Raw genomic sequence first — 23,041 nt, 5'->3', positions numbered from 1 at the left:
GGCGGCGCTGGGTGCAGTAATGCGCAAGCTGGTGCACATGTGCTTCGGGGTGCTTAAAACACGCCTGCCATGGGATGAAAATTATGCAGCTACCGCTTGACGTTCAAGACGGTAGCTACAATCAAGGCAATACTTTCCGTTCACTCCTTTCCGGGGGCCTAAATGTCCGACAACCCGTTCTTCCACGCCAGCCTGTTACCGTACCAGGCACCGCGCTTCGACGAAATCAAAGACAGCCATTACCGTCCCGCTTTCGATGAGGCTAAACGCCTTAAGCTCGCTGAGGTGGCCCTGATCGCACAGGCCGGGGAAGCACCCACGTTCGAAAATACTATCCTGGCGCTGGAAAAAACGGGGCGGATGCTGTCCCGCGTGACCAGCGTCTTTTTCGCCATGACGGCGGCCCACACCAACGATTATCTGCAGCAGCTTGATGAAGAGTTTGCCAGCGAACTGGCGGAACTGGGCGATGACATACGCCTCAACGAAGCGCTGTTTGGCCGTATCGATGCGGTTTATCAGCAGCGTCATGATTTGCATCTGGACGGCGAGTCGCTGCGCCTGGTGGAGGTAATCTGGCAGCATTTCCATCTGGGCGGTGCCACGCTCAGTGCGCAACAAAAATCCCGACTGAAATCACTCAATAAAGAAGCCGCGCAGCTCAGCAGCCAGTTTAATAACCGCCTGCATGCGGCGGGCAAGGCAGGTGGGCTGGTGCTTGAAAAAGCCTCCCAGCTCGAGGGGCTAAGCAGCAGCGAAATCGCCGCGGCTAAACAGGCCGCCGAAGAGAAGGGGCTGAAAGACCGCTGGCTGATCCCGCTGCTGAATTTCACCCAGCAGCCCGCGCTGCAATCTTTAAGCGACCGTCAGACCCGCGAAAAGCTTTTCAAAGCCGGATGGGAACGCACGCAGCACGGCGACGCCAACGACACCCGCGCCATTGTGGCAAGGCTGGCGACGCTGCGCGCGGAGCAGGCTCAGCTGTTAGGTTTCGACAACTATGCGGCGTGGAAAATCGCCGACCAGATGGCGAAAACGCCGGATGCGGCGCTCGGGTTTATGCGTAACATCGTGCCAGCCGCCACGGCGCGCGCGCAGCGCGAACTTGCGGACATCCAGCAGGTAATAGATGCACAGCAGGGCGGTTTTGAGGCGCAGGTCTGGGACTGGGCATTTTACGCCGAGCAGGTGCGAAGGGCGAAGTACGACCTCGACGAAGCGCAGATCAAACCCTACTTCGAACTGAACGGCGTGCTGGACAACGGCATGTTCTGGGCGGCGAGCAAACTGTTCGGCCTGAAATTTGTTGAACGCTTTGATATCCCGACTTATCACCCGGACGTGCGCGTGTGGGAAATCTTCGATAAGGACGGGCGCGGCATGGCGCTGTTCTACGGCGATTACTTTGCGCGGGACAGCAAAGGCGGCGGCGCCTGGATGGGGAATTTTGTCGATCAGTCGACCCTGTTTGCAAGCGACCCGGTGATTTACAACGTCTGTAACTACGTGAAGCCCGCAGCAGGCGAACCCGCGCTTATCTCCTGGGATGACGTGGTAACGCTGTTCCATGAGTTCGGCCACACGCTGCACGGCCTGTTTGCCAGCCAGCGCTACGCCACGCTTTCAGGCACCAATACGCCGCGTGATTTTGTCGAGTTTCCATCACAAATTAACGAGCACTGGGCAAGCCAGCCGGAAGTTTTCGCCAACTACGCGCGCCATTATCTGACCGGCGAGCCAATGCCTGAAGCACTGCGCGAAAAGCTCTTTAAAGCCGCGCAGTTCAACAAGGGCTACGACATGACGGAACTGCTGGCCGCCGCGCTGCTGGATATGAACTGGCACAGCCTGCAGCCGGGAACGGATGTTTCAGACGTGGCGCAGTTTGAAAGCGGCGCGCTGGAAAGCGAGAGGATAAATCTGGCGGCGGTGCCACCGCGCTATCGCAGCAGCTACTTCGCCCATATCTTCGGCGGCGGCTATGCGGCGGGATATTACGCCTATATCTGGACGCAGATGCTGGCGGACGACGGCTACCAGTGGTTTGTGGAGCAGGGTGGATTAACGGCGGAGAACGGCCAGCGCTTCCGCGAGGCGATTTTGTCGCGCGGTAACAGCAGCGACCTGGCACAGCTTTATCGCGACTGGCGAGGGCACGATCCCTATAGCGAACCGATGCTGAAGAATCGCGGCCTGGCTTAACAAGGGTTGATGACGCTGGCGCTTATCCACCCTACGGCTGGTAAAAGGTGGATGGTGCTGGGGCTGACCACACTAAGATTGATGGTTTTTTTGAGCTGGCTATTTATGCTACAATTATTGCCGGTTTCACAACGAACATATTGAGGATTGCAATGAATACCAAAACCAGCCCGGCCACGCTTGCGTTTGAATTTCTCCGTCGCGAAGCAGAGAACCTGACCCCGGCCCAGTACCTGGTCAAGTTCAACCAGCTTAAGCTTGAGTTTGCGGACTTAATGGAGCTGACGTCTCTTGAACTGCGCGAAGAAATTTCCCACGCACACAGCCTCGGTATTCATTGATTCCTGAGCTCCTGTTGTCAAAAAGCCACCGTCTCAGACGGTGGCTTTTTAATTTATTGCTTATGAACTATCGGCAAACAGAGTGCGGTTATTTACGGCCTAATAAAAAGCCAATTACCACGCCAATCGCGCCAGCGACGGCTAAGCCACCCAGTGGGTTAGAGGAAACCTGATCGCGCACGGTGTCTGCGGCATCCCTTACGGCGTAGCTCGCCTGCGAGGCATATTTTTTTGCCGCACCCGCCGCAGCGTGGTCCGGACGGTTAGTCTCGCGACCGAAAACTTCCTGTGCTTTACCCGCTGCTTCGTTCAATTTATCTTCGGCTTTCTCAAACATGTCGGACTCCTTAGGTGTGTATTCACCATTGAGTATAGCCAAAGCCCGGAACCTGCCAGCCGCTTTAGGAATGTTCACCGCCTGGCTCAGGCCTGCTGCGCCCGCAGCTGGTCAATCATCCAGCGTCCCGCCGCCCCCGGCGGCACCTTATTGGACCATATCACGTCCACGTCAATGCGCTGCGGCCAGCCCGCCACCGGCAGCTCTTTAAGCACGCTATGGCCGAACTGCTGCACCAGCCAGCGCGGCAAAATTCCCCAGCCGAAACCCTGCTCCGCCATCTCCAGCAGCATCAGCAGAGAGGGGGATGACCAGGCCGGGCCGCCGCCCGTCTGCCGCGTCGGGTCCTTATAGGTTTTCAGGCACAGCTGGCGCACGGTATGCAGCTGGTCCAGTTCCACGGCCGGCAGCTGCGCCAGTTCATGCTCCCGGTGCAGAAAAATCGACATATCGGCGCCAACCTGCAAACGTGCAACGGTGACGTCCACCGGATAACGCTCCTGCACGCGCAGCACGCCGACGTGGGCGCGGCCCGACTGAATCAGATCTATGACGTCCTCGTCTTCGGCAATCAGACACTCGAACTCAATATCCGGAAATTTTTCGGAGAAGCGCTTGAGGATCGATTCATGATGGGCGGTTTGCCAGACGTCCGAAAGCACGAAGCTCAGGCGCGGTTCGATGTTGCCCGCCAGCCGCACCGACACTTCATCCAGCCGTTCGCTGGCGGCGATAATCGACTGCACGTAGGGCAGCACGCGGTGGCCCTGCGAGGTGAGCACCGGCTGGCGGCTGCTGCGGTCAAACAGCGTAATCCCCAAATCTGCCTCGAGATTAGCGATAGCATTACTGATGGTGGACTGGCTTTTGCGCAGCTTGCGGGCGGCAGCGGAGAAAGATCCGGTTTCTACAGCCTGCAGGAATGCCTCAAGAGACTCGGGGGAGAAGTGCATTATCTATCGCTTTTATCGATGGCTATTCATTTCATTCTATCAGGAATTACGATGAGAATAGGGCGCAAGGCAACACACCGGAGTTATTTTATGCATTCTCAAAAAAGATCTTTCGCTGAGCGCGTGCTGCACGCGGTCGGCTTCGAAGTCATCGCCATCTGTATCTCAGCCCCTGCCGCCGCGTGGCTGATGAACAAACCTATTTTCCAGATGGGGGCGCTGGCCGTCATGCTGGCAACCGTTGCGATGATCTGGAATATCATCTACAACACCGGCTTCGACAAATTCTTCCCGGTCGGCCAGCCCCGTCGCCTGCCGCTGCGCATAGCCCACGCGCTGGGCTTCGAAGGCGGCTTTATTTTAATCGGCCTGCCGCTTGCGGCGTGGATGCTGGACGTGACTTTACTGAAGGCGTTTATGGTCGAGATCGGCTTCTTCCTGTTCTTCCTGCCGTACACGGTTGTCTATAACTGGTGCTACGACGCGCTGCGTAACCGTCGCCTGCAGTACCTGGCGAGCAGATAATCATCAGGCTGCCCTGCTAAAGGGCAGCTTCGTCAGCCTAAGTTTTACGAGCAATAATAAACAGGCGCGGGAAGAGCATCAGCACGTTGCCGTCCTTCTGCACCGGGTAAGCCTGTTGCAGCAGGTGGTGATAGCGCTCCAGAAACGCCTTCTGCTGAATGGCGTCGAGATTGGCCAGGTAAGGCCGCAGGCCGGTAGAACTTAGCCAGTCGATAATCGCCTGATGCGACGGCATAACGTGGAAATAGGTTGTGCGCCAGATATCCACGCGGCAGCCTTGCTCGGTCAGTAAATCGTAATACTCATTGGCTTCCAGCAGTGCTTCGCGCCCGGCGGGTGGGTTACCCAGCTCGCTGGCAACCTGGCGCATAAAGCCGTGCGTCGGCTCCTGCCAGTTATCCGGCATCTGCACGGCCAGTACGCCACTTTCCGCAAGCTGTTCTGCCAGATGCGGGAATAAAACGCGATGGTTGCCGATCCACTGCAACGAGGCGTTGGCAAAAATCACATCCTGCTTTTCTTCCGGCTGCCACCGGGCAATATCTGCCTGCTCAAACTTACAGCCAGGCAAGGCGGCGGAGGCTTTTTCAAGCATGGCGGGGGAGTTGTCTAAGCCGGTAACCTGCGCGTCGGGCCACAGTTCATGCAGCAGCGCGGTGCTGTTGCCCGGACCGCAGCCTAAATCAGAAATCCGCTTTGCAAAAGGGTGATTAATACGCGCGGCCAGTTCGGCTGCCGGGCGGGTGCGCTCTGCTTCAAACTGCAGATAAAGTGCCGGGTTCCAGTCCTGCATGCTTCTCTCCTCGGGCTAAAATTGCCCTAAGCATAGCCGCAAATGCTGTTACCCGGCGACTCGCCGCTCCTGCAAAACGCGGTAATGTGATGTAAATATTGTGGTATGCAACGTCTTGCGTATGGGCCTGCTGGCCTGATTAAGGTTGGATCAGTCTCTTAAACAAAAGCTGTTTGATATCCTGGCGCTGGGCAAGGACGGCATGGACCGTGAGGAGATTATTATCGACCGAATAAATAACCCGATATCCCTGTTCGGTATTACATTCACGATACTTTGCGCAGCCAAGATTCAACAGTTCCGGGCAAATCTGGCTACCAAGTGGAAATTCACGGGCTTTTGATTCGAAGACTGCAAGCGTGTCAGAAATGATCTTTAAATCACCACCGGTGATTTGCAGAAAACTGGCAATCGTCCTTAGCGTCTCTTTTGCTGTCCTGGTGTACTCAATAACAATCTTCTTACTGTCCATATAAGATCCTGATTATTATTTGTTAATGCCTAAATCTGCCAGCAGTTCGTCTTTGGTGAAAACCTTGCCTTCGGCTTTGTCTTGTTCTGACAACGTCATCAGTTTGAGCAGGGCAATGGCGTTCTCGCGTTCCTGCTGCACTTCCCAGGACTCGATAACGTAAGCTGGGATACCATTTTGCGTGACGAGGATGGGTTCGGAAACATCAAGAGATGCGGCATTTTTCTTAACGTAGCTGATCGTTTCAATTCTCATCATCACTCTCCTTAAAACGAATGAAGGACTAAATATAGACTTTATTTAGACCTTCATCAAGCAGGGCAATCGTTGCCGATGGATGACGCGTCGCTCATCCATCCGGCAGATTTACCCTTGCTTCTCCTTCTTCCCGTTCAGGTTCAGCGTTGGCGTTTCGTTAAAGAAGTTCCACGGCTTCAGCAGCGCGTGAACCCATTCCGTTGGCATGACTGGCCACTCCTCGGCGCGGGCGACGTGGGTGGTGCCGGTAGTCATCCAGACCACATCATCGCTGTCGTTCAGCGTCTGGTTGTCCTTTGTGTACTGGCCCAGGCCGGTGTCATGTGCCGAACGATTCGGGTATTTCCCTTCCGGGTAGCGTTCGTCCTGGTTATAACGCGTTACCCACAGCTGCCTGTCCATAAAGCTCAGTCGATGATAAATCCACTCGTCAGGGGCAAACTTCGCGCCCGTCGCCACCGGATGCGTGCCGCCTGCGTAGGGGATAATCTGGTAGGAAACCGGGTTGCCCATTTTGTTCTCTTTCATGGTGTTACTCAGCAGGCGGATGGTGCTGGGGTCGAATTTTTGTGCGGCTTCCTGCTCGCTATTAATGTCGTACTGCCTGATTTGCATGGTGCTGGTGCGCGGGCCACCGGCGGTATTGGGTTTGACTTCCGGGTCCAGCGCCACCAGCTTGTTATTCTCGCCGTCCACGTCCAGATCCAGACGGAAGTTGTAAATGTGCTGGTGGGTGGTGCCGACAATATTATGGTCGATCAGCGTGCCGTACTTCGTGTCATCTTTGGCGGTGGCATCATGCATGGTTTTTGCCTTCACGCCTTTCACCGCTTCAATCCCCGTCGCCCCGGCGTCAATACCGATGGTGCCGTTCTGGTGGAAGACCCAGTCGAAGATATAGTCGTAGTTACCCACGGTGCTTATCCAGCGTACCACCAGCTCGCGGCGCTCGGTGCTGACGTTCGGCTGGCCCATCTCCTGATGTTTATACTCCGGCCCGGCGTAGCGCTCGAAGATGGCGATGGCGTGCGGGATGGTCGTCGGTTTGCCAGTGTAATCGGCGATGGTTTCATCGAGCAGCACGGCGTTGCCCGGCGCATCTTTGCCCCGCGCGACAGGTGAAGTCAGCGTCCCCATGCCGTAATCACCGGCATCCAGATACGCCTTAAAATACCAGCCCACGTCCGGGTCGCCGTAAGGTACGATCATGCCGCCGAGCGAGCCTTCGTACATGATTTTGCGTTTCGTACCGCTATCGTTATAGGTCACGGTGGACAGAATCGGCCCAACGCGGGAGTTAAGGCGCAGGTGGAAGTCCCAGTTCTGCCAGTGAACGGTATCGCCGGTGATGGTGTAGTTTTTCCCTTCCTGCTCGATAATCTCCAGCGGTTTGATGTCCGGCGCCGTGCGGTCACGTCCGTCGAACGGGCGCGGATTCATCGGCACCGGAACGACCGGGCCTTCCTCAATTTTGATGATTTTCTTCGCTTCCAGGTCGACGACCGCCACCAGATTTTCAATTGGATGCGCCCAGTAGTTGCCGTCGCCGGTGTTCAGATAGCTCACCACTTTCAGCAGCCGCTGGTCCTGCTTCAGCCCATCTTTACCGTCGAAGTAGCCGACGGTGAGCGGCGTCGTCATCACTTTAGTGGGATCGTCCACGCCATGTTTTTTTAGCGCTTCGGCAAACTCTTTACTGCCGTTGATGATGGACTGCACGGTGGCGAAATCATCCAGCAGCACCATGCCGTGCGCGCCCTTAATCGGCTGCCAGGAGAGCACTTTACCGGCATCCAAATCTACGGTGCTTTCAATAATATGCATTCCATCGAGCATGATAACGTCCGCGGTGCGCGGGGCAGTGACCGGCGTGCCATCCATGACAAATTTCCAGACCTGCTCTTTAGGCGGCTCATGCAGGGAGATCTCGGTAAAGCGAATTCCTGGTTTGAAGTCAGGGGCAGCCTGAACGATGGATACCGCTTTTTCAATTTCGGTGGAAGTCAGGGAGTTCAGCGGATGCGGCTTCTTCTCCACGGCGAACGTCTGATCCAGGCCCGACTGGAAGACTTCATTAATAAACCCGTCCGAGATATACGCGGTCTTGTTTTTAAAGATCACCGGCACCTGCAGCTGCAGCGTTTTGCCATTCACAATGGCGGATTTGGCGTTCGGTTTAACTTTTACATAAGCGCCATCTTTGGCGAGGGTAAACATCTGCGCGTAGTCATCCCACTGCACGTCCGCGCCGAACTCCGTCAGGGTTTTCTCCATCGGCACCATGTGGGCCTCGCCGCCGTGGGCAAAGGCCGCGGGGGAGGTCATGAGGGCAATGGCTACAGCCAGCGCTTTCTTTCCGGTTGTTAAAGTCATACGGGTCTCACTCCTGGCGTTTGTTGTTGTGTGCTTGCTGGACGGGACTGAATTCAACATAACAACTTCTCAGGCGGGATATATGGCGCTGCTTGCCAACCTCTTTGCTGGCTTTGCCAATTTTAGGTGGATGACACTGTGCGTTTACGGAGTTGTAGGCCGGATAAGCACAGCGCCATCCGGCAAATTATTCTTTGCGGGCGACCAGCGTCAGAATGGAATAGAGCGCCACGGACTGGCCGTCCTGATTCAGCACCTCAACCGCCCACTCCACAACGCCAACGGGCCTGTCCTCCGCCGTTTTCTGCGGCTTAGCCGTCTTGCGCTTGCAGGTCAGGCGCACCTGGATGGTATCGCCGATTTTCACCGGTTCGATAAAGCGCAGGTTTTCCATGCCGTAGTTGGCGATAACCGGCCCGACGCCCGGGTCGACAAACAGCCCGGCCGCCGCAGAAACCACGAAGTAGCCGTGCGCCACGCGTTCGCCGAAAAACGACTCCGCAGCGCCGATCTTGTCGACGTGGGCATAAAAATGGTCGCCGCTCAGGTTGGCGAAATTAACGATATCCGCCTCGGTGATGGTCCGGCGCGCGGTCAGCAGGCTCTCCCCAATCTGTAAGTCGTCGAAGTGCCTGCGGAAAGGATGAACGGGATCTTCTGTGACCGCCGCGCCGTAGCTCCACTGCCTGCTGACTGCGGCGAGCATGGTCGGGCTGCCCTGAATCGCCGTGCGCTGCATATAGTGTTTCACCGCTCGCAGGCCGCCCAGCTCTTCACCGCCGCCCGCACGACCAGGCCCACCGTGAACCAGCATCGGCAATGGCGAGCCGTGGCCGGTGGATTCGACGGACGACTCCTGATTCAGCACCTGAATACGACCATGCGCGCGGGCAGCGCCCAGAATAAACTGGCGGGCGATATTCCCGTCTGCGGTGACCAGCGTTCCCGCAAGGCTGCCCTGGCCCGCGCGCGCCAGGGCCATTGTATGTTCTGCATCCCGATAAGGCATAACGGTCGCGACCGGGCCAAAGGCTTCCAGCTCGTGGACGGCTGGCGTCTCGTCCGGCTGCTGGCAGAGCAGGAGAGTAGGCGGGAAGAAAGCGCCAGCCGTGGAAGTATCCGCTTTGCCACCGACTACGGCTTTGCAACCCGCGGCTAAGAGCAGATCCACTTTCTGCTGCACGTCATCACGCTGCTCAAGGCTGACCAGAGAGCCCATGCGCACGCCTTCCTGCGTCGGGTCGCCGGGCTGGATTTTCTCCAGTTTTGCCTTCAGCGCCAGGGTGACGTTCTCCAGCTGCTGACTGGGAACCATAATACGGCGAATAGCGGTACATTTTTGGCCGGCCTTAGCCGTCATCTCACGTACAACCTCTCGGATGAACAGCGCGAACTCAGGCTGTTCCGGGGAGACGTCCTCGCCAAGCACGCAGCAGTTAAGCGAGTCCGCCTCCATGGTGAAGGGTACGGAGCGGGCGATGATATTAGGGTGACAACGTAACTTTTGCCCGGTGCTGGCGGAGCCGGTGAAGGTCACCACGTCCTGCTCATCCAGCAGATCGAACAGGTTGCCGACGCCGCCGCAGATGAGGCTGATGGCGCCATCCGGCACCAGACCGGACTCGACGATGGACTTCACCATCGCGTGCGTAACCTGCGCGCTGGCGGTGCCTGGTTTGATGATGGCAGGCACGCCCGCAAGCCAGGTTGGTGCCAGCTTTTCCAGCATTCCCCAGCACGGGAAGTTAAACGCGTTGATATGCAGGGCGACGCCGGATTTCGACGTCAGCACGTGGCGGGCGGCAAAGCCACCTTGCTTTGAGAGGGGGATCGTTTCATCTTCCGGCCACAGCACGTCGTCCGGCAGTTCGCGGTTGCCCATGCCCGCGTAGGCAAAAAGGGTGCCGATACCGCCTTCAATGTCCACCCAGCTGTCGGCACGCGTGGCGCCCGTCTGCCAGGAGATCTCATAGAACGCCTCTTTGTTAGCCAGCAAATGCTTCGCCACGGCTTTCAGCATGGCGGCGCGCTCTACGAACGTCATGGCGCTTAACGCCGTGCCGCCGTGGTCGATGGCGTAGCGGCGCGCCTTAGCCATATCCAGCCCCTCGCTCGTTACCTGGTACAGCGCCTCGCCGCTAATCGCATGATTTATCGTACGTTCTTTTCCGTGGCCCATCGCCCAGCCGCCTGCCAGATAGCTTGTTAACTGTTGCATCACACTCTCCACTAAGCATTACGTTTAATGCATTCAATGTTTGATTTGTGAATCATAAAAAGCAAGGTGTAATTTAATAATTTATTAACAATGTGAAATAGTGAGATGGTCACTGTCTTCGTAACAGGCTGAAAAACGAGGGTTTAACGAAATTTATCGTGACGATGCTCACAAAGCATGCGGATCAATTTTGCTGTTTTTGTTAACTTATCTGTAACTTTTATCTATCAAGTGATTCATTAAAACTCGTTTATTGAATCTTATTTGAATCATAAAAGGTGATACCGTGACTGAACAACACCGCTTTGATGAGCGAATCGCCCAGGAAATTGCGATAGAGCCGCAGGACTGGATGCCGGAAGAATACCGTAAAACGCTGATCCGCCAGATTGGGCAGCACGCCCATTCGGAGATTGTCGGCATGCTGCCGGAAGGGAACTGGCTGACACGCGCCCCGAGCCTGAAGCGCAAAGCCATTCTGCTGGCGAAGGTGCAGGACGAAGCCGGGCACGGGCTTTACCTGTACAGCGCTGCGGAAACGCTGGGCTGCGCACGGGAGGATATCTACCAGAAGATGCTCGACGGCAGGATGAAATACTCGTCGATCTTTAACTATCCGACGCTGAACTGGGCGGATATCGGGGTGATCGGCTGGCTGGTTGACGGTGCGGCGATTGTTAACCAGGTTGCCCTGTGCCGTACCTCCTACGGGCCGTACGCCCGGGCGATGGTGAAAATCTGTAAAGAAGAGAGCTTCCACCAGCGCCAGGGTTTTGAGGCCTGCAACGTGCTGGCCCAGGGCAGTGAGGCCCAGCGGCAGATGCTGCAGGACGCCATCAACCGCTTCTGGTGGCCCGCGCTGATGATGTTTGGCCCGAACGACGACAACTCCCCGAACAGCGCGCAGAGCCTGGCCTGGAAAATTAAACGTTTCGGGAATGACGAGCTGCGCCAGCGCTTCGTGGACAACACCGTTCCGCAGGTTGAGCTGCTCGGCATGACCGTGCCGGACAAAGATCTGCGCTGGAATGAAGAAACCGGCCATTACGAGTTCGGCGAAATCGACTGGCACGAATTTAATGAGGTGGTTGCCGGACGAGGGCTGTGTAACGAAGAGCGCCTGGCCGCCAAGCGTAAAGCCTGGGAAGAGGGCGCGTGGGTGCGCGAAGCCGCTCTGGCATACGCAGCTAAAAATGTCGGATGACGCTGCGCTTATCCGACCTACGTAAAAGCGAAATCTTCGTAGGGGGGATAAGCGTCAGCGCCATCCACCAAAAAGGAAAATTATATGAGCAATGTCCACTGGCCGTTATACGAAGTCTTTATCCGCAGCAAACAGGGGCTGTCGCATCGTCACGTCGGGAGCCTGCACGCCGCTGATGACCAGATGGCGCTGGAAAACGCCCGCGATGCCTACACCCGCCGCAGCGAAGGCTGTTCTATCTGGGTGGTGAAGGCGAGCGAAATCGTTGCCTCGCAGCCGGAGGAGCGCCCGGCGTTCTTCGACCCGGCGGAAAGCAAAATCTACCGTCATCCAACGTTTTATACGCTGCCCGACGGCATCGAGCACATGTGAGGCGCGCCATGACTTATTCCCCGTTAACCACCTACACCCTGCGGCTGGGCGATACCTGCCTGGTGCTGGCCCAGCGCCTGACCGGCTGGTGCGGCCACGCGCCGGAGCTGGAGATCGATCTGGCGCTGGCGAACATCGGCCTGGATCTGCTGGGCCAGGGGCGCAACTTCCTGAGCTATGCCGCAGAGATTCAGGGCGAACAGCTCGATGAGGACAGGCTGGCCTTCGGACGCGACGAGCGGCAGTACCACAACCTGCTGCTGGCCGAACAGCCGAACGGCGACTTCGCCGATACGCTGATGCGTCAGTATCTGCTGGACGCCTGGCACGTCGCCCTGTTCAGCCGCCTGCTGCACAGCCGCGATTTGCAGCTGGCTGCCATCGCCGCAAAAGCGATTAAAGAGGTTCGCTATCACCTGCGCTTCAGCCGCGGCTGGCTGGTGCGGCTGGGTAACGGCACCGAGCTTTCACATCAAAAGATGCAGAGCTCACTGAACAGGCTCTGGCGCTTCACGGGTGAACTGTTTCACGCCGACGAGCTGGAAATCAGCCTGGCAGAGCAGGGTATCGCCGTCGATCCACGCGGCCTGCGTGACGAATGGGAAGCGGAGGTGTTCAGCGCCCTGAATGATGCATCGCTGGTGAAACCGCAGGAAGCGCAGTACCGCACCGGCGGAAAACAGGGGCTGCACACCGAGCACCTCGGCCCGCTGCTGGCGGAGATGCAGTACCTGCAGCGCGCTTATCCCGAACTGCAATGGTAGCGAGGCAGCCTATGCAAACTCTCGACGCGCTGGAGCCGGCCCAGGTTCGCGACGTGTGGCGCATCCTCGGGCAAATCAGCGACCCGGAAATTCCGGTGCTGACCATCACCGACCTGGGCATGGTGCGCAGCGTGCATCACCGTGACGACGGCTGGCACATCGGCTTCACGCCAACTTACTCCGGCTGCCCGGCGACGGATTTTTTGCTGGCTGCTATCCGCGAAGCGATGGCCGAAGCCGATTTGCAGCCGGTGCATATCGATCAGGTGCTTCACCCGGCCTGGACAACGGACTGGATGACGCCCGAGGCGAAAGCGCGGCTGCGCGAATACGGCATCAGCCCGCCGCAGGGCCACGCCTGTCATGCCTCGTCGGCGAGTGCAGAAGTCAGCTGCCCGCGCTGCGGAAGTTTGCATACCTCGCTGATTAGCGAATTCGGTTCCACGGCCTGCAAAGCGCTCTATCGCTGCGACAGCTGCCGCGAACCCTTTGATTACTTTAAATGTATTTGAGGATGCCATGACGACGTTTCATTCGCTTAAGGTGGCACGCATTGAACAGGAAACCCCGGAGGCGGTGGCCATCACCTTCGCGGTTCCCGCAGAGCTGCGCAGCCATTATGCTTTTAAACCGGGGCAGCATCTGACGCTTAAAACGCGCCTCGGGGACGAAGAGCTGCGCCGCTGCTACTCCATCTGCCGGGCCGAGCAGCCTGGTGAAATCTGTGTGGCCGTGAAGGCCATCGAGGGCGGGCGCTTCTCCCATTACGCGGTCAGCGACCTGGTTGCCGGAATGGCGATGGACGTGATGATCCCACAGGGAACGTTTGGCTATCAGCCGCAGCCTGAAACCCAGGGCAATTATCTGGCCCTGGCGGTGGGCTCCGGCATAACGCCAATGCTGGCGATTATCAGCTCCACGCTCGCCACCGAGCCGCAAAGCACAGTGACGCTGGTCTACGGCAACCGCAGCAGCCGCAGCATGATGTTCCGCCAGGCGCTGGCCGACCTTAAAGACCGCTACCCGCAGCGTTTACAGCTTATCTGGCTGTTCAGCCAGGAAACTCAGGAGAGCGATCTGCTCAGCGGGCGGCTTGACGGCGCGAAGCTAAAAGCGCTGGGCGATCAGCTGCTGGATCTGAAAGGTTTCGACCGCACCTTTATCTGCGGCCCGCAAAGCATGATGCAGGAGTCCGAGGCAACGCTGCTGGCGCTGGGCGTTGCGCAGCAGAACATCTTCATCGAGCATTTCAATACGCCGGGCACCGCGCCGAGCCTGCGCCGTCGCGAACAGGCGGCGGGCAAAGTCGTCACGCTGCGCCAGGACGGACGCGACCGCAAAATCACCCTCGACGCCCACGACGAAAGCATTCTTGATGCGGCATTGCGGCAGGGCGCGGATCTGCCTTACGCCTGCAAAGGCGGCGTCTGCGCCACCTGCCGCTGTAAGGTGGTGAGCGGTGAGGTCGAGATGGGCATCAACTACAGTCTTGAACCCGATCAGCTGGCGGCGGGCTACGTCCTGAGCTGCCAGACGCTGCCGAAAGGCGATGACGTGGTGCTCGACTTTGACACGCAGGGGTTGTGATGAGCGAACTTCTTAGCAGCCGGAACGACCGGATTTTAACCCTGACGCTGAACCGTCCGCAGGCCCGCAATGCGCTGAATAACGCGCTGCTGGAGCAGCTTGCGGATGCGCTGGAAGCGGCACAAAACGATACCAGCACTGGCGCGGTGGTGATTACCGGCAGCGAGCGCTGCTTCGCAGCAGGCGCCGATCTTAATGAGATGGCGAGCCGCGATATGCCCGCCACGCTGAACGACCCGCGCCCGCAGCTGTGGGCACGCATCGAACGATTCCCCAAACCGCTGCTGACGGCGGTAAACGGCTATGCGCTGGGCGCAGGCTGTGAACTTGCCATGCTGAGCGACATCGTGCTGGCGGGGGACAACGCCCGCTTTGGCCTGCCGGAAATCACGCTGGGCATTATGCCCGGCGCGGGCGGCACCCAGCGGCTGATCCGAGCCGTCGGTAAAGCGCTGGCTTACCGCATGGTGCTGACGGGGGAGGCTATCACCGCAGACCAGGCGCTACAGGCGGGTCTGATTGCCGAAGTTTGTCCCTCAGCGCTGACGCTGGAATATGCGCAGAAGCTCGCAGCCCGCATTGCTCAACATGCTCCACTTGCGTTACAGGCCGCAAAAACTGCTCTGCGCCAGGCGCACGAACTTTCGCTGACTCAGGGGCTACAGCAGGAGCGCCAGCTGTTCACGCTGCTTGCCGCCACCTCCGACCGTCAGGAAGGCATCGCCGCGTTCCTGGAAAAACGCCCCGCCGCGTTCAAAGGACGATAGCCATGACTTTTATTCTCAGCGATGTGCAAAACGGCGTGATGACGCTGACCTTAAATCGCCCGGAACGCCTGAACAGTTTTAACGATGAAATGCACCGCCAGCTGGCAGAGGCGCTGACCCAGGCCGAGCGTGATGACGCTATCCGCTGCCTTTTGATTACCGGCGAGGGCCGTGCGTTTTGTGCCGGTCAGGATCTTAACGATCGTAATGTCGACCCAAGCGGGGCCGCGCCGGATCTTGGGGCCTCCGTCGAAAACTTCTATAACCCGCTGGTCAGGCGGCTGGCCAGGCTGCCGAAGCCGGTGATAGCTGCTGTAAACGGCGTTACCGCCGGAGCCGGAGCTACGCTGGCGCTGGGCTGCGATATGGTCATCGCCGCGCGCTCCGTTAATTTCATTATGTCTTTCAGCAGGCTGGGCCTGGTGCCCGACTGCGGCGGCACCTGGTTCCTGCCGCGAGTCGCCGGGCGTGCCCGTGCGATGGGCCTTGCGCTGCTGGGTGAGAAGCTCAGCGCGGAGCAGGCGCACCAGTGGGGAATGATCTGGCAGGTGGTGGATGACGAAGCGCTGATTGATACCGGCCGTGCGCTTGCCGCGCATTTCGCCAGCCAGCCTACGTTGGGCCTGGGGCTGGTGAAGAAGGCGCTGCTCGCCTCGGAAAACAACACGCTGGACGCACAGCTGGATCTGGAGCGGGACTACCAGCGCATTGCCGGACGCAGCGACGACTACCGCGAAGGCGTGGCGGCTTTCCTGGCCAAACGTCCGCCGGTCTTTAAGGGGAAATAATCATGCTGACTCCTCACTCCATTATTGCGGTCATCGGCAGCGGCACCATGGGCGCAGGTATTGCCCAGGTGGCGGCACAGGCCGGTCACGCCGTGAAGCTATACGATATTCAGCCCGATGCGGCCCGTCGGGCAATTGACGGCATCGCCACCGCCTTAAGCGCACGTGTCACGAAAGGTAAACTCAGTGAAGACGACAGAAACGCCGCCGTTGCCAGAATTTCCGTCGCACAAACGCTTAGCGAGCTGGCGCAGGCCGATCTGGTTATCGAAGCCGCTGCGGAACAAATATATATTAAGCAGGCCATTTTCCGCGAGCTGGCGGAGGCCTGCTCAGCAGAGGTGATTTTTGCCAGCAACACCTCATCGATTTCCATCACCGCGATTGCCAGCGGCATTCCGCACCCGGAGCGCGTGGTCGGGCTGCATTTCTTTAACCCGGCTCCGGTGATGAGGCTGGTTGAGGTGGTCAGCGGGCTGGAAACCGCGCCAGCCGTGCTGGACAGCCTGACCGGGCTGGCGATGCGCTGGGGGAAACAGCCGGTGCGCTGTCACTCAACGCCTGGTTTTATCGTTAACCGCGTTGCTCGTCCTTTCTATTCTGAAGCCTGGCGCGCGCTGGAAGAGCAGGTCGCTCCGGCCGCCGTGATTGATGCGGCGCTGCGCGACTGCGGAGGTTTCCCGATGGGGCCGCTGGCGCTGACCGACCTGATTGGCCAGGACGTGAACTTCGCCGTCACCTGTTCGGTGTTCAACGGCTTCTGGCAGGAGCGCCGCTTTTTACCTTCGCTGATTCAGCAGGAGCTGGTGCTCGGCAGGCGCCTTGGCAAGAAAACCGGGCAGGGGGTCTACCGCTGGCCGCTCGATGAATCACTGACTTACGAATTCGGTCAGATTTCTGACGCTGATAATGACGTTGTAACCTTTTCCGGCGTGGAACTTGACGATCTTCTGGTTCAGGTTACTCAAGGGGAAACCGCGTCGCAGCTGGCGCTTCGCCTTAAACGCCCTGTAGTGCTGGTCGATTTGATCAACGACTGGCGCAAAGCCGGGCTGGTCGTGCTGGCCGCTGCGGCTGGCAATACGGCTGAGCAAACCGCAAAGGCCGTCCGCTTCTTCCAGCGGCAGGGCAAGCAGGTTCTGCTGATTAAGGATTATCCGGGCATGCTGGTCTGGCGCACGGTGGCAATGCTGGCGAACGAAGCGCTGGACGCGCTGCAAAAGGGCGTTGCCAGCGAGCAGGACATCGATACCGCGATGCGCCTTGGCGTCAATTATCCCCACGGGCCGCTGGCCTGGGGCGCTGAGCTTGGCTGGCAGCGGGTGCTGACCCTGCTGGAAAATCTGCAACAACACTACGGCGAAGAACGCTATCGCCCGACATCGCTGCTGCGCCAGCGCGCGCTGCTGGAGACGCAACATGAACACTGATGCCTGGGCCAACGCCCGCGAGATGTACGCCCACGATAACTGCGCCCACCAGATGGGCATTGAGATTGTGGAGATGGGAGAAGGCTTCGCAAAGCTGACCATGACGGTGACCGAAGCGATGCTCAACGGCCATCAGACCTGCCACGGAGGGCAGCTTTTCACCCTGGCGGACACTGCTTTTGCCTACGCCTGCAACAGCCAGGGGCTGGCGGCGGTGGCTTCCGGTTGCAGCATTGACTTCGTTCGCCCGGCCCATGCGGGCGACACATTAACGGCCCTGGCGCAGGTGCGCACCCAGGGACGGCAGACCGGCGTTTACGACATTGAAATCATCAATCAGCACGAGAAAACCGTCGCCCTGTTCCGTGGGCGCTCTCACCGTATCGGCACCCCTGTCTCTGGAGCAAAGCTATGAATGACGCATTTATCTGTGACGGCGTGAGAACCCCCATTGGCCGCTACGGCGGGGCGCTGTCGTCCGTAAGGGCGGACGATCTCGCCGCCGTTCCTCTGAAAGAGCTGATGACGCGCTACCCGTCCGTGGACTGGAGCGCGGTGGACGACGTGATTATGGGCTGCGCCAACCAGGCGGGGGAAGATAACCGCAACGTGGCGCGCATGGCTACGCTGCTGGCAGGGCTGCCGCAGACGATTTCCGGCACGACAATCAACCGCCTTTGCGGCTCCGGGCTGGATGCGCTCGGCATGGCTGCCCGGGCTATTAAGGCGGGGGATGCGCAGCTGATGATGGCGGGCGGCGTGGAATCCATGTCCCGGGCGCCTTTTGTGATGGGTAAGGCGACCGCGCCTTTCCAGCGCCAGGCAGAGATGTTCGATACCACCATTGGCTGGCGTTTTGTGAACCCGCTCATGGCTGAGCATTTTGGTACTGACAGCATGCCCGAAACGGCAGAGAATGTAGCCGAGTTGTTAAATATAAGCCGTGAAGACCAGGATGCCTTCGCCTGGCGCAGCCAGCAGCGTACCGAAGAGGCGCAGAAAAATGGCGTGCTGGCGCAGGAAATCGTGTCGGTTATGGTGAAAGGTAAGAAGGGAACGCTGACAGAAGTTCGCGACGACGAACATCCTCGCCCTGAAACAACTCTGCAACAGCTTAACGCCCTGAAAGCGCCGTTCCGTAAAAACGGCGTCATTACGGCCGGGAACGCGTCCGGGGTAAACGACGGGGCGGCGGCGCTGATCGTGGCCAGCGCAGAAGCGGCTAAGCGCCACGGCCTGACGCCAAAGACCCGCATCGTCGCAATGGCTACCGCAGGTGTAGAACCGCGCTATATGGGCCTCGGCCCGGTACCCGCAACGCGCAGGGTGCTGGAGCTGGCGGGACTCTCCATCAACGACATGGACGTAATAGAACTGAATGAAGCCTTTGCCGCGCAGGCGCTGGGCGTATTACGACAGCTGGGGCTGCCTGACGATGCCCCCCATGTTAACCCCAACGGAGGCGCCATCGCTTTAGGCCATCCGCTGGGCATGAGTGGAGCCCGACTGGCGCTGGCCGCCAGCCACGAACTGCATCGCCGGAAGGGCCGCTATGCCCTTTGTACGATGTGTATCGGCGTTGGCCAGGGCATTGCCCTGATCCTTGAGCGTGTGAGCTAATCAAACCTGCGAGTACCTTATAATGATAACCTCTACTACAAAGCTGGAACCGATTGAAACCGCGTCAAAAGACGAGCTGCAGGCCCTGCAGACGCAGCGCCTGAAGTGGACGCTTAACCACGCCTACGCCAACGTGCCGATGTACAAACGCAAGTTTGACGCGGTGGGTGTACACCCTGACGATTTTAAAGAGCTGAAGGACATTCAGCTTTTCCCCTGCACCACCAAACAGGATCTGCGCGACAACTATCCGTTCGACACCTTCGCGGTGCCGATGGAGCAGATTGTACGTATTCATGCCTCATCGGGTACGACCGGCAAGCCAACGGTGGTGGGCTACACCCAAAAAGATATTGATACCTGGGCCGATATCGTTGCCCGTTCGCTGCGCGCCGCGGGCGGCACGCCAAAAGACAAAATCCACGTCGCTTACGGCTACGGTTTGTTTACCGGCGGGCTGGGCGCGCACTACGGTGCAGAACGCCTTGGCGCGACGGTTATCCCCATGTCCGGCGGCCAGACGGAGAAGCAGGCGCAGCTGATCCGCGACTTCCAGCCGGATATGATTATGGTGACGCCGTCCTGGTGCCTGAACCTGATTGAAGAGCTGGAGCGCCAGATGGGCGGTGATGCGCGCAACTGTTCGCTGCGCGTTGGCGTATTCGGTGCCGAGCCGTGGACGCACGCCATGCGTCGCGAAATCGAACGCCGCCTGGGCATTACCGCGCTGGATATCTACGGCCTGTCGGAGGTGATGGGGCCGGGAGTGGCGATGGAGTGTCTGGAAACCACCGACGGGCCAACCATCTGGGAAGATCATTTCTACCCGGAAATTGTTAACCCGATTAGCGGCACGCCGCTGGATGACGGTGAGCAGGGGGAGCTGCTGTTTACCACGCTGACCAAAGAGGCGCTGCCGGTGATCCGCTATCGCACCCGCGACCTGACGCGCCTGCTGCCGGGAACGGCGCGCACCATGCGCCGCATGGACAGAATCACCGGGCGCTCGGACGACATGCTGATCATCCGGGGCGTGAACGTCTTCCCGTCGCAGCTGGAAGAGGAGATCGTCAAGTTCGAGCACCTGGCCCCGCACTACCAGCTGGAGGTTCATCGCGACGGCCACCTGGACACGCTGTCGGTCAAGGTGGAGCTGAAAGAGAGCAGCCTCTATTTAAGCCACGAACAGCGCTGTTCCGTCTGTCACCAGCTGCGCCACCGCATTAAATCGATGGTCGGCATCTCCACGGACATCAGCATCGTCAACTGCGGCAGCCTGCCGCGTTCGGAAGGCAAAGCCATTCGCGTAAGCGATCTGCGCACGGCGGCGAACCAGTAAACAAACGGCGGATGACACTCCGTTTATTCGCCCTACGCTGCAACCTGTAGGGCGGGTAACGCAGTTTAACCTGTTGTTCAGGCGGCGTTGATGCGGGCTTCTAAGGCGCTGTCGATAATGATTTCAAAGTCAGTATACAACGCGATTGGTTTGACTTTCCGACCTGTTCGAACTAACTCAACAAAGCCGCGAGCGCTCAGCGTTTGTAAGGTAACTGACAGGTTACTGATCTGTCGGTTGGAAAGAGCAGCAAGCTCCGAGATGGTTTCCGGCTGGTGCTCAATAATAAGTCTCAACAGGACGAGATTTTCAGGGCTGAGTATCTGACCCAGGGCGTTAAGAGAAGTGAACCATATCTTCGGCTCGTTTGGTTCCCGTCTGTATTTACCGGACACAACGGCAAGCATATGTTTTCTTATTAACGCTTCTTCCATGATACCAATTCTGACCTTCATCGCTTTGTCCTTCTCTTGATGATCTCTTCGCTATTTTTAAAAAAGTCTTCCAGCAGCTGCGTTGTGGAGGAAAACTCATAGGGATGCCCCTTATCTGTAGAAGTCAGATGCACGTGATCCCTGACGATCCGGCCCGCAAATTTTCCTTTGCTGGCCGTTTTGATGCCGTGGGCATTGTCGTAGCCGAATATCCGCGTGTTGTGTTCATTGTGCAGCGTTAATGAATAACGAACACCGTGCGGGCAAAGCACTGAAGGAGGGACCAGCCAGGCTTCAGCCTTCCACCAGTAGCCATGATCCAGGTTGATGATGTAACCATGTAGTTCAAGCAGCCACTGCAATCCAAAATCTTCTCTTTCCATAGAGCGTCACCCTTACTTATGACCCAATCATAATGTTTGTTTGTTTTTAAAGCAAAGAAAGAATGGAGTGATAGATGCGGACAAACAATACAGCCGGCTAAAACCGTGGAAGCGTCTCGCAAAAGTAAAAATAATCAGCAAATTATGGCGAGCGCTTACTGCTGGAAAGCCTAAATACTTCAGTTATTTCAATTTTTATTATAATTGTGAATCGCATAGCTAATGAACTGATTTAAGGCATCTTTTTTGTGCTATGTTTTAGGCTGTTATGGACTTTAACGACATTTCTGGCGGCTAATGAGCAACAAACTGGAACAGTTTATCGGGCAGGCGGTGAGCGCGGTGCCCATCAGTGGGACGTCGCTGATTGTCTCTTTATACGGCGACGCGCTGGCGCACCGCGGCGGTGAAATCTGGCTGGGGAGCCTGGCGACCATGCTGGAGTCGTTGGGTTTTGGCGAACGCTTTGTTCGTACCTCTCTGTTCCGCCTGAATAAAGAAGGCTGGCTTGACGTGGAGCGCGTCGGACGGCGCAGTTTTTATCGCCTGACGGAGATGGGGCAGCGCATGACGCGGCGGGCGGAGGCCAAAATTTACCGGGCAGGGCAGCCGGAATGGGACGGGAAATGGCTGCTGCTGCTTTCCGAAGGGCTTGAGAAAAACACCCTCGCGCAGGTCAAGAAACAGCTGATCTGGCAGGGCTTTGGCACGTTAGCCCCCAGCCTGATGGCGTCGCCTTCCCAGAATCTCAACGATGTTCAGAATCTGCTGCACGAAGCGGGCGTGGCGGATAACGTGATGTGCTTCGAGGCGACTTCGCCGCTGCAAACCTCCCGAACCGCGCTCAAGGCGCGGGTGGAAGAGTGCTGGCTGCTGACGGACAAAAACGAGCGCTACGGCGAATTTATCCAGTCGTTCCGGCCTTTGCTGCCACTGCTGCGCGAAGCCGACGACAGCGAGCTTACCCCGCTGCGCTGCTTCCAGATCCAGCTGCTGCTCATTCATTTCTACCGCCGCGTGGTGCTTAAGGATCCGCTGCTGCCGGATGAGCTTTTACCGCCGCACTGGCAGGGGCAGAGCGCCCGCCAGCTGTGCATCAATATTTATCAACGCGTTGCTCCCGGCGCGCTGGCGTTCGTCAGCGAGCACGGTGAAACCTCGGTAGGGGAACTCCCGCAGCCGGGGAGCGGCTATTTCCAGCGCTTCGGGGGACTGACCCCGAACCTGTAAGGAGAAAATATGCCTGTATACCAGATAGACGGCCTGACCCCGGTCGTGCCGGAAGACAGCTATGTGCACCCGATGGCGGTGCTGATTGGCGATGTGATTATCGGCCATCGCGTCTATATCGGGCCGGGTGCTTGCCTGCGCGGGGATTTTGGGCGCATCATCGTCAAAGATGGCGCAAACGTGCAGGATAACTGCGTGATGCACGGTTTCCCGGAGCAGGATACCGTCGTTGAAGAAGACGGGCACATCGGCCACGGGGCGATACTTCACGGCTGTGTGGTGGGCAGAAACGCGCTGATCGGCATGAATGCGGTGATCCTCGACGGGGCGCAGATTGGCGAAAACAGCATAGTTGGCGCGGCGGCGTTTATTAAAGCCAAAGCGGAGTTTGCGGCCAATAAGCTCATCGTCGGCAGCCCGGCAAAGGCTATTCGTGAACTGAGTCCTGAAGAGATCGAATGGAAGAAGAAAGGGACGCGGGAGTATCAGGATTTAGTGATCCGCTGCCAGCAGACCATGCATCAGGTGGAGCCGCTGCGCGAGGTTGAGGAGCATCGCCGTAAGATAACGTTCGACGATGCCCATAAAGTGAAGCAGGGCGGATAATTTTGTAGGGTGGATAAGCGCAGGCGCCATCCACCTTTTAACCTT

25 protein-coding genes are annotated in these 23,041 nt (G+C 58.1%); 16 read left to right on the top strand and 9 right to left on the bottom strand.

Going from position 1 to position 23,041, the window contains the following annotated elements; translation table 11 throughout:
* Window positions 1–162: 162 nt before the first annotated feature.
* Window positions 163–2,202 (top strand): peptidyl-dipeptidase Dcp, encoded by a 2,040-nt coding sequence (gene dcp, locus HYQ67_RS04895; RefSeq protein WP_202301929.1) that lies wholly within the window; start codon window positions 163–165, stop codon window positions 2,200–2,202.
* A 152-nt stretch (window positions 2,203–2,354) separates the two neighbouring features.
* Window positions 2,355–2,543: a YdiH family protein gene (locus HYQ67_RS04890; RefSeq protein WP_202301927.1), complete on the top strand. Its 189-nt coding sequence runs from the start codon at window positions 2,355–2,357 to the stop codon at window positions 2,541–2,543.
* Between the two features lie 88 nt (window positions 2,544–2,631).
* On the opposite strand, the gene HYQ67_RS04885 is transcribed toward HYQ67_RS04890, so the two are convergent.
* Both HYQ67_RS04885 and HYQ67_RS04880 read right to left on the bottom strand, forming a co-directional pair.
* Window positions 2,632–2,880, bottom strand: a complete 249-nt coding sequence (locus HYQ67_RS04885; protein WP_202301925.1) for a CsbD family protein — start codon at window positions 2,878–2,880, stop codon at window positions 2,632–2,634.
* Window positions 2,881–2,966: 86 nt separating this feature from the next.
* The gene (locus HYQ67_RS04880) at window positions 2,967–3,833 is read right to left on the bottom strand and encodes a LysR family transcriptional regulator (protein WP_202301923.1); all 867 of its coding nucleotides are present in this window, start codon (window positions 3,831–3,833) and stop codon (window positions 2,967–2,969) included.
* A gap of 90 nt (window positions 3,834–3,923) precedes the next feature.
* Between HYQ67_RS04880 and HYQ67_RS04875 the strand changes: the two genes are divergently transcribed.
* Window positions 3,924–4,358, top strand: a complete 435-nt coding sequence (locus HYQ67_RS04875; RefSeq protein ID WP_202301921.1) for a multidrug/biocide efflux PACE transporter — start codon at window positions 3,924–3,926, stop codon at window positions 4,356–4,358.
* A gap of 37 nt (window positions 4,359–4,395) precedes the next feature.
* On the opposite strand, the gene tam is transcribed toward HYQ67_RS04875, so the two are convergent.
* From tam to paaZ, 5 genes are all read right to left on the bottom strand, one after another.
* A complete protein-coding gene (gene tam, locus HYQ67_RS04870) occupies window positions 4,396–5,151 on the bottom strand; it encodes a trans-aconitate 2-methyltransferase (RefSeq protein ID WP_202301919.1) in 756 nt (251 codons plus the stop codon).
* Window positions 5,152–5,290: 139 nt separating this feature from the next.
* Window positions 5,291–5,623 carry a type II toxin-antitoxin system RelE/ParE family toxin gene (locus HYQ67_RS04865; protein ID WP_202301918.1) on the bottom strand — a complete coding sequence of 111 codons (333 nt, stop codon included), beginning with the start codon at window positions 5,621–5,623 and terminating at the stop codon, window positions 5,291–5,293.
* Between the two features lie 15 nt (window positions 5,624–5,638).
* Entirely contained in the window at window positions 5,639–5,878 is a 240-nt protein-coding gene (locus HYQ67_RS04860) for a type II toxin-antitoxin system Phd/YefM family antitoxin (protein WP_202301960.1), read from the bottom strand.
* Window positions 5,879–5,989: 111 nt separating this feature from the next.
* On the bottom strand, window positions 5,990–8,254 hold the full coding sequence (tynA, locus tag HYQ67_RS04855; RefSeq protein ID WP_202301917.1) for a primary-amine oxidase: 2,265 nt from the start codon (window positions 8,252–8,254) through the stop codon (window positions 5,990–5,992).
* A gap of 187 nt (window positions 8,255–8,441) precedes the next feature.
* Window positions 8,442–10,472, bottom strand: coding sequence for a phenylacetic acid degradation bifunctional protein PaaZ (paaZ, locus tag HYQ67_RS04850; protein WP_202301916.1), 2,031 nt, complete (start codon window positions 10,470–10,472; stop codon window positions 8,442–8,444).
* A 286-nt stretch (window positions 10,473–10,758) separates the two neighbouring features.
* On the opposite strand from paaZ, the gene paaA reads away from it, so the two are divergent.
* The 11 genes from paaA to paaK all read left to right on the top strand — a co-directional run bounded on the left by paaA (window position 10,759) and on the right by paaK (window position 20,343).
* Entirely contained in the window at window positions 10,759–11,676 is a 918-nt protein-coding gene (paaA, locus tag HYQ67_RS04845; protein ID WP_202301915.1) for a 1,2-phenylacetyl-CoA epoxidase subunit PaaA, read from the top strand.
* Between the two features lie 84 nt (window positions 11,677–11,760).
* Complete coding sequence (gene paaB, locus HYQ67_RS04840) at window positions 11,761–12,048, top strand: 1,2-phenylacetyl-CoA epoxidase subunit PaaB (protein WP_202301914.1); 288 nt, start codon at window positions 11,761–11,763, stop codon at window positions 12,046–12,048.
* Window positions 12,049–12,056: 8 nt separating this feature from the next.
* Window positions 12,057–12,812 carry a 1,2-phenylacetyl-CoA epoxidase subunit PaaC gene (gene paaC / locus HYQ67_RS04835; protein WP_202301913.1) on the top strand — a complete coding sequence of 252 codons (756 nt, stop codon included), beginning with the start codon at window positions 12,057–12,059 and terminating at the stop codon, window positions 12,810–12,812.
* An 11-nt stretch (window positions 12,813–12,823) separates the two neighbouring features.
* Window positions 12,824–13,324: a 1,2-phenylacetyl-CoA epoxidase subunit PaaD gene (gene paaD, locus HYQ67_RS04830; protein WP_202301912.1), complete on the top strand. Its 501-nt coding sequence runs from the start codon at window positions 12,824–12,826 to the stop codon at window positions 13,322–13,324.
* A gap of 7 nt (window positions 13,325–13,331) precedes the next feature.
* Complete coding sequence (gene paaE / locus HYQ67_RS04825) at window positions 13,332–14,399, top strand: 1,2-phenylacetyl-CoA epoxidase subunit PaaE (RefSeq protein ID WP_202301910.1); 1,068 nt, start codon at window positions 13,332–13,334, stop codon at window positions 14,397–14,399.
* On the top strand, window positions 14,399–15,166 hold the full coding sequence (paaF, locus tag HYQ67_RS04820; protein ID WP_202301908.1) for a 2,3-dehydroadipyl-CoA hydratase PaaF: 768 nt from the start codon (window positions 14,399–14,401) through the stop codon (window positions 15,164–15,166). Before paaE ends, paaF begins: the two co-directional genes overlap by 1 nt.
* Before the next feature lie 2 nt (window positions 15,167–15,168).
* The gene (paaG, locus tag HYQ67_RS04815; protein ID WP_202301906.1) at window positions 15,169–15,954 is read left to right on the top strand and encodes a 2-(1,2-epoxy-1,2-dihydrophenyl)acetyl-CoA isomerase PaaG; all 786 of its coding nucleotides are present in this window, start codon (window positions 15,169–15,171) and stop codon (window positions 15,952–15,954) included.
* Between the two features lie 2 nt (window positions 15,955–15,956).
* Complete coding sequence (locus HYQ67_RS04810; RefSeq protein ID WP_202301905.1) at window positions 15,957–17,384, top strand: 3-hydroxyacyl-CoA dehydrogenase; 1,428 nt, start codon at window positions 15,957–15,959, stop codon at window positions 17,382–17,384.
* Window positions 17,374–17,799: a hydroxyphenylacetyl-CoA thioesterase PaaI gene (gene paaI / locus HYQ67_RS04805; protein WP_202301904.1), complete on the top strand. Its 426-nt coding sequence runs from the start codon at window positions 17,374–17,376 to the stop codon at window positions 17,797–17,799. Before HYQ67_RS04810 ends, paaI begins: the two co-directional genes overlap by 11 nt.
* The gene (pcaF, locus tag HYQ67_RS04800) at window positions 17,796–19,004 is read left to right on the top strand and encodes a 3-oxoadipyl-CoA thiolase (protein WP_202301903.1); all 1,209 of its coding nucleotides are present in this window, start codon (window positions 17,796–17,798) and stop codon (window positions 19,002–19,004) included. The genes paaI and pcaF overlap by 4 nt, the downstream gene beginning before the upstream one ends.
* Before the next feature lie 22 nt (window positions 19,005–19,026).
* On the top strand, window positions 19,027–20,343 hold the full coding sequence (gene paaK, locus HYQ67_RS04795; RefSeq protein ID WP_202301902.1) for a phenylacetate--CoA ligase PaaK: 1,317 nt from the start codon (window positions 19,027–19,029) through the stop codon (window positions 20,341–20,343).
* Between the two features lie 77 nt (window positions 20,344–20,420).
* Here the strand turns inward: paaK and HYQ67_RS04790 are convergent, their stop codons facing one another.
* Together HYQ67_RS04790 and HYQ67_RS04785 are read right to left on the bottom strand one after the other, a co-directional pair.
* On the bottom strand, window positions 20,421–20,798 hold the full coding sequence (locus HYQ67_RS04790) for an HVO_A0114 family putative DNA-binding protein (protein WP_202301900.1): 378 nt from the start codon (window positions 20,796–20,798) through the stop codon (window positions 20,421–20,423).
* Entirely contained in the window at window positions 20,795–21,160 is a 366-nt protein-coding gene (locus HYQ67_RS04785) for a toxin-antitoxin system TumE family protein (protein WP_202301899.1), read from the bottom strand. The genes HYQ67_RS04790 and HYQ67_RS04785 overlap by 4 nt, the downstream gene beginning before the upstream one ends.
* Before the next feature lie 297 nt (window positions 21,161–21,457).
* Here HYQ67_RS04785 and paaX point away from each other — a divergent pair, with 297 nt between their 5' ends.
* Together paaX and paaY are read left to right on the top strand one after the other, a co-directional pair.
* Window positions 21,458–22,390, top strand: coding sequence for a phenylacetic acid degradation operon negative regulatory protein PaaX (gene paaX / locus HYQ67_RS04780; protein ID WP_202301898.1), 933 nt, complete (start codon window positions 21,458–21,460; stop codon window positions 22,388–22,390).
* A 9-nt stretch (window positions 22,391–22,399) separates the two neighbouring features.
* Complete coding sequence (paaY, locus tag HYQ67_RS04775) at window positions 22,400–22,996, top strand: phenylacetic acid degradation protein PaaY (RefSeq protein ID WP_202301897.1); 597 nt, start codon at window positions 22,400–22,402, stop codon at window positions 22,994–22,996.
* The last annotated feature ends 45 nt before the right edge of the window (window positions 22,997–23,041 follow it).

It is taken from the genome of Dryocola clanedunensis subsp. sulfonylureivorans (assembly GCF_016756775.1).
In the GTDB taxonomy this organism is placed as follows: Bacteria; Pseudomonadota; Gammaproteobacteria; order Enterobacterales; family Enterobacteriaceae; genus Dryocola; species Dryocola clanedunensis.
This window is presented reverse-complemented; position numbering and strand designations above follow the sequence as displayed.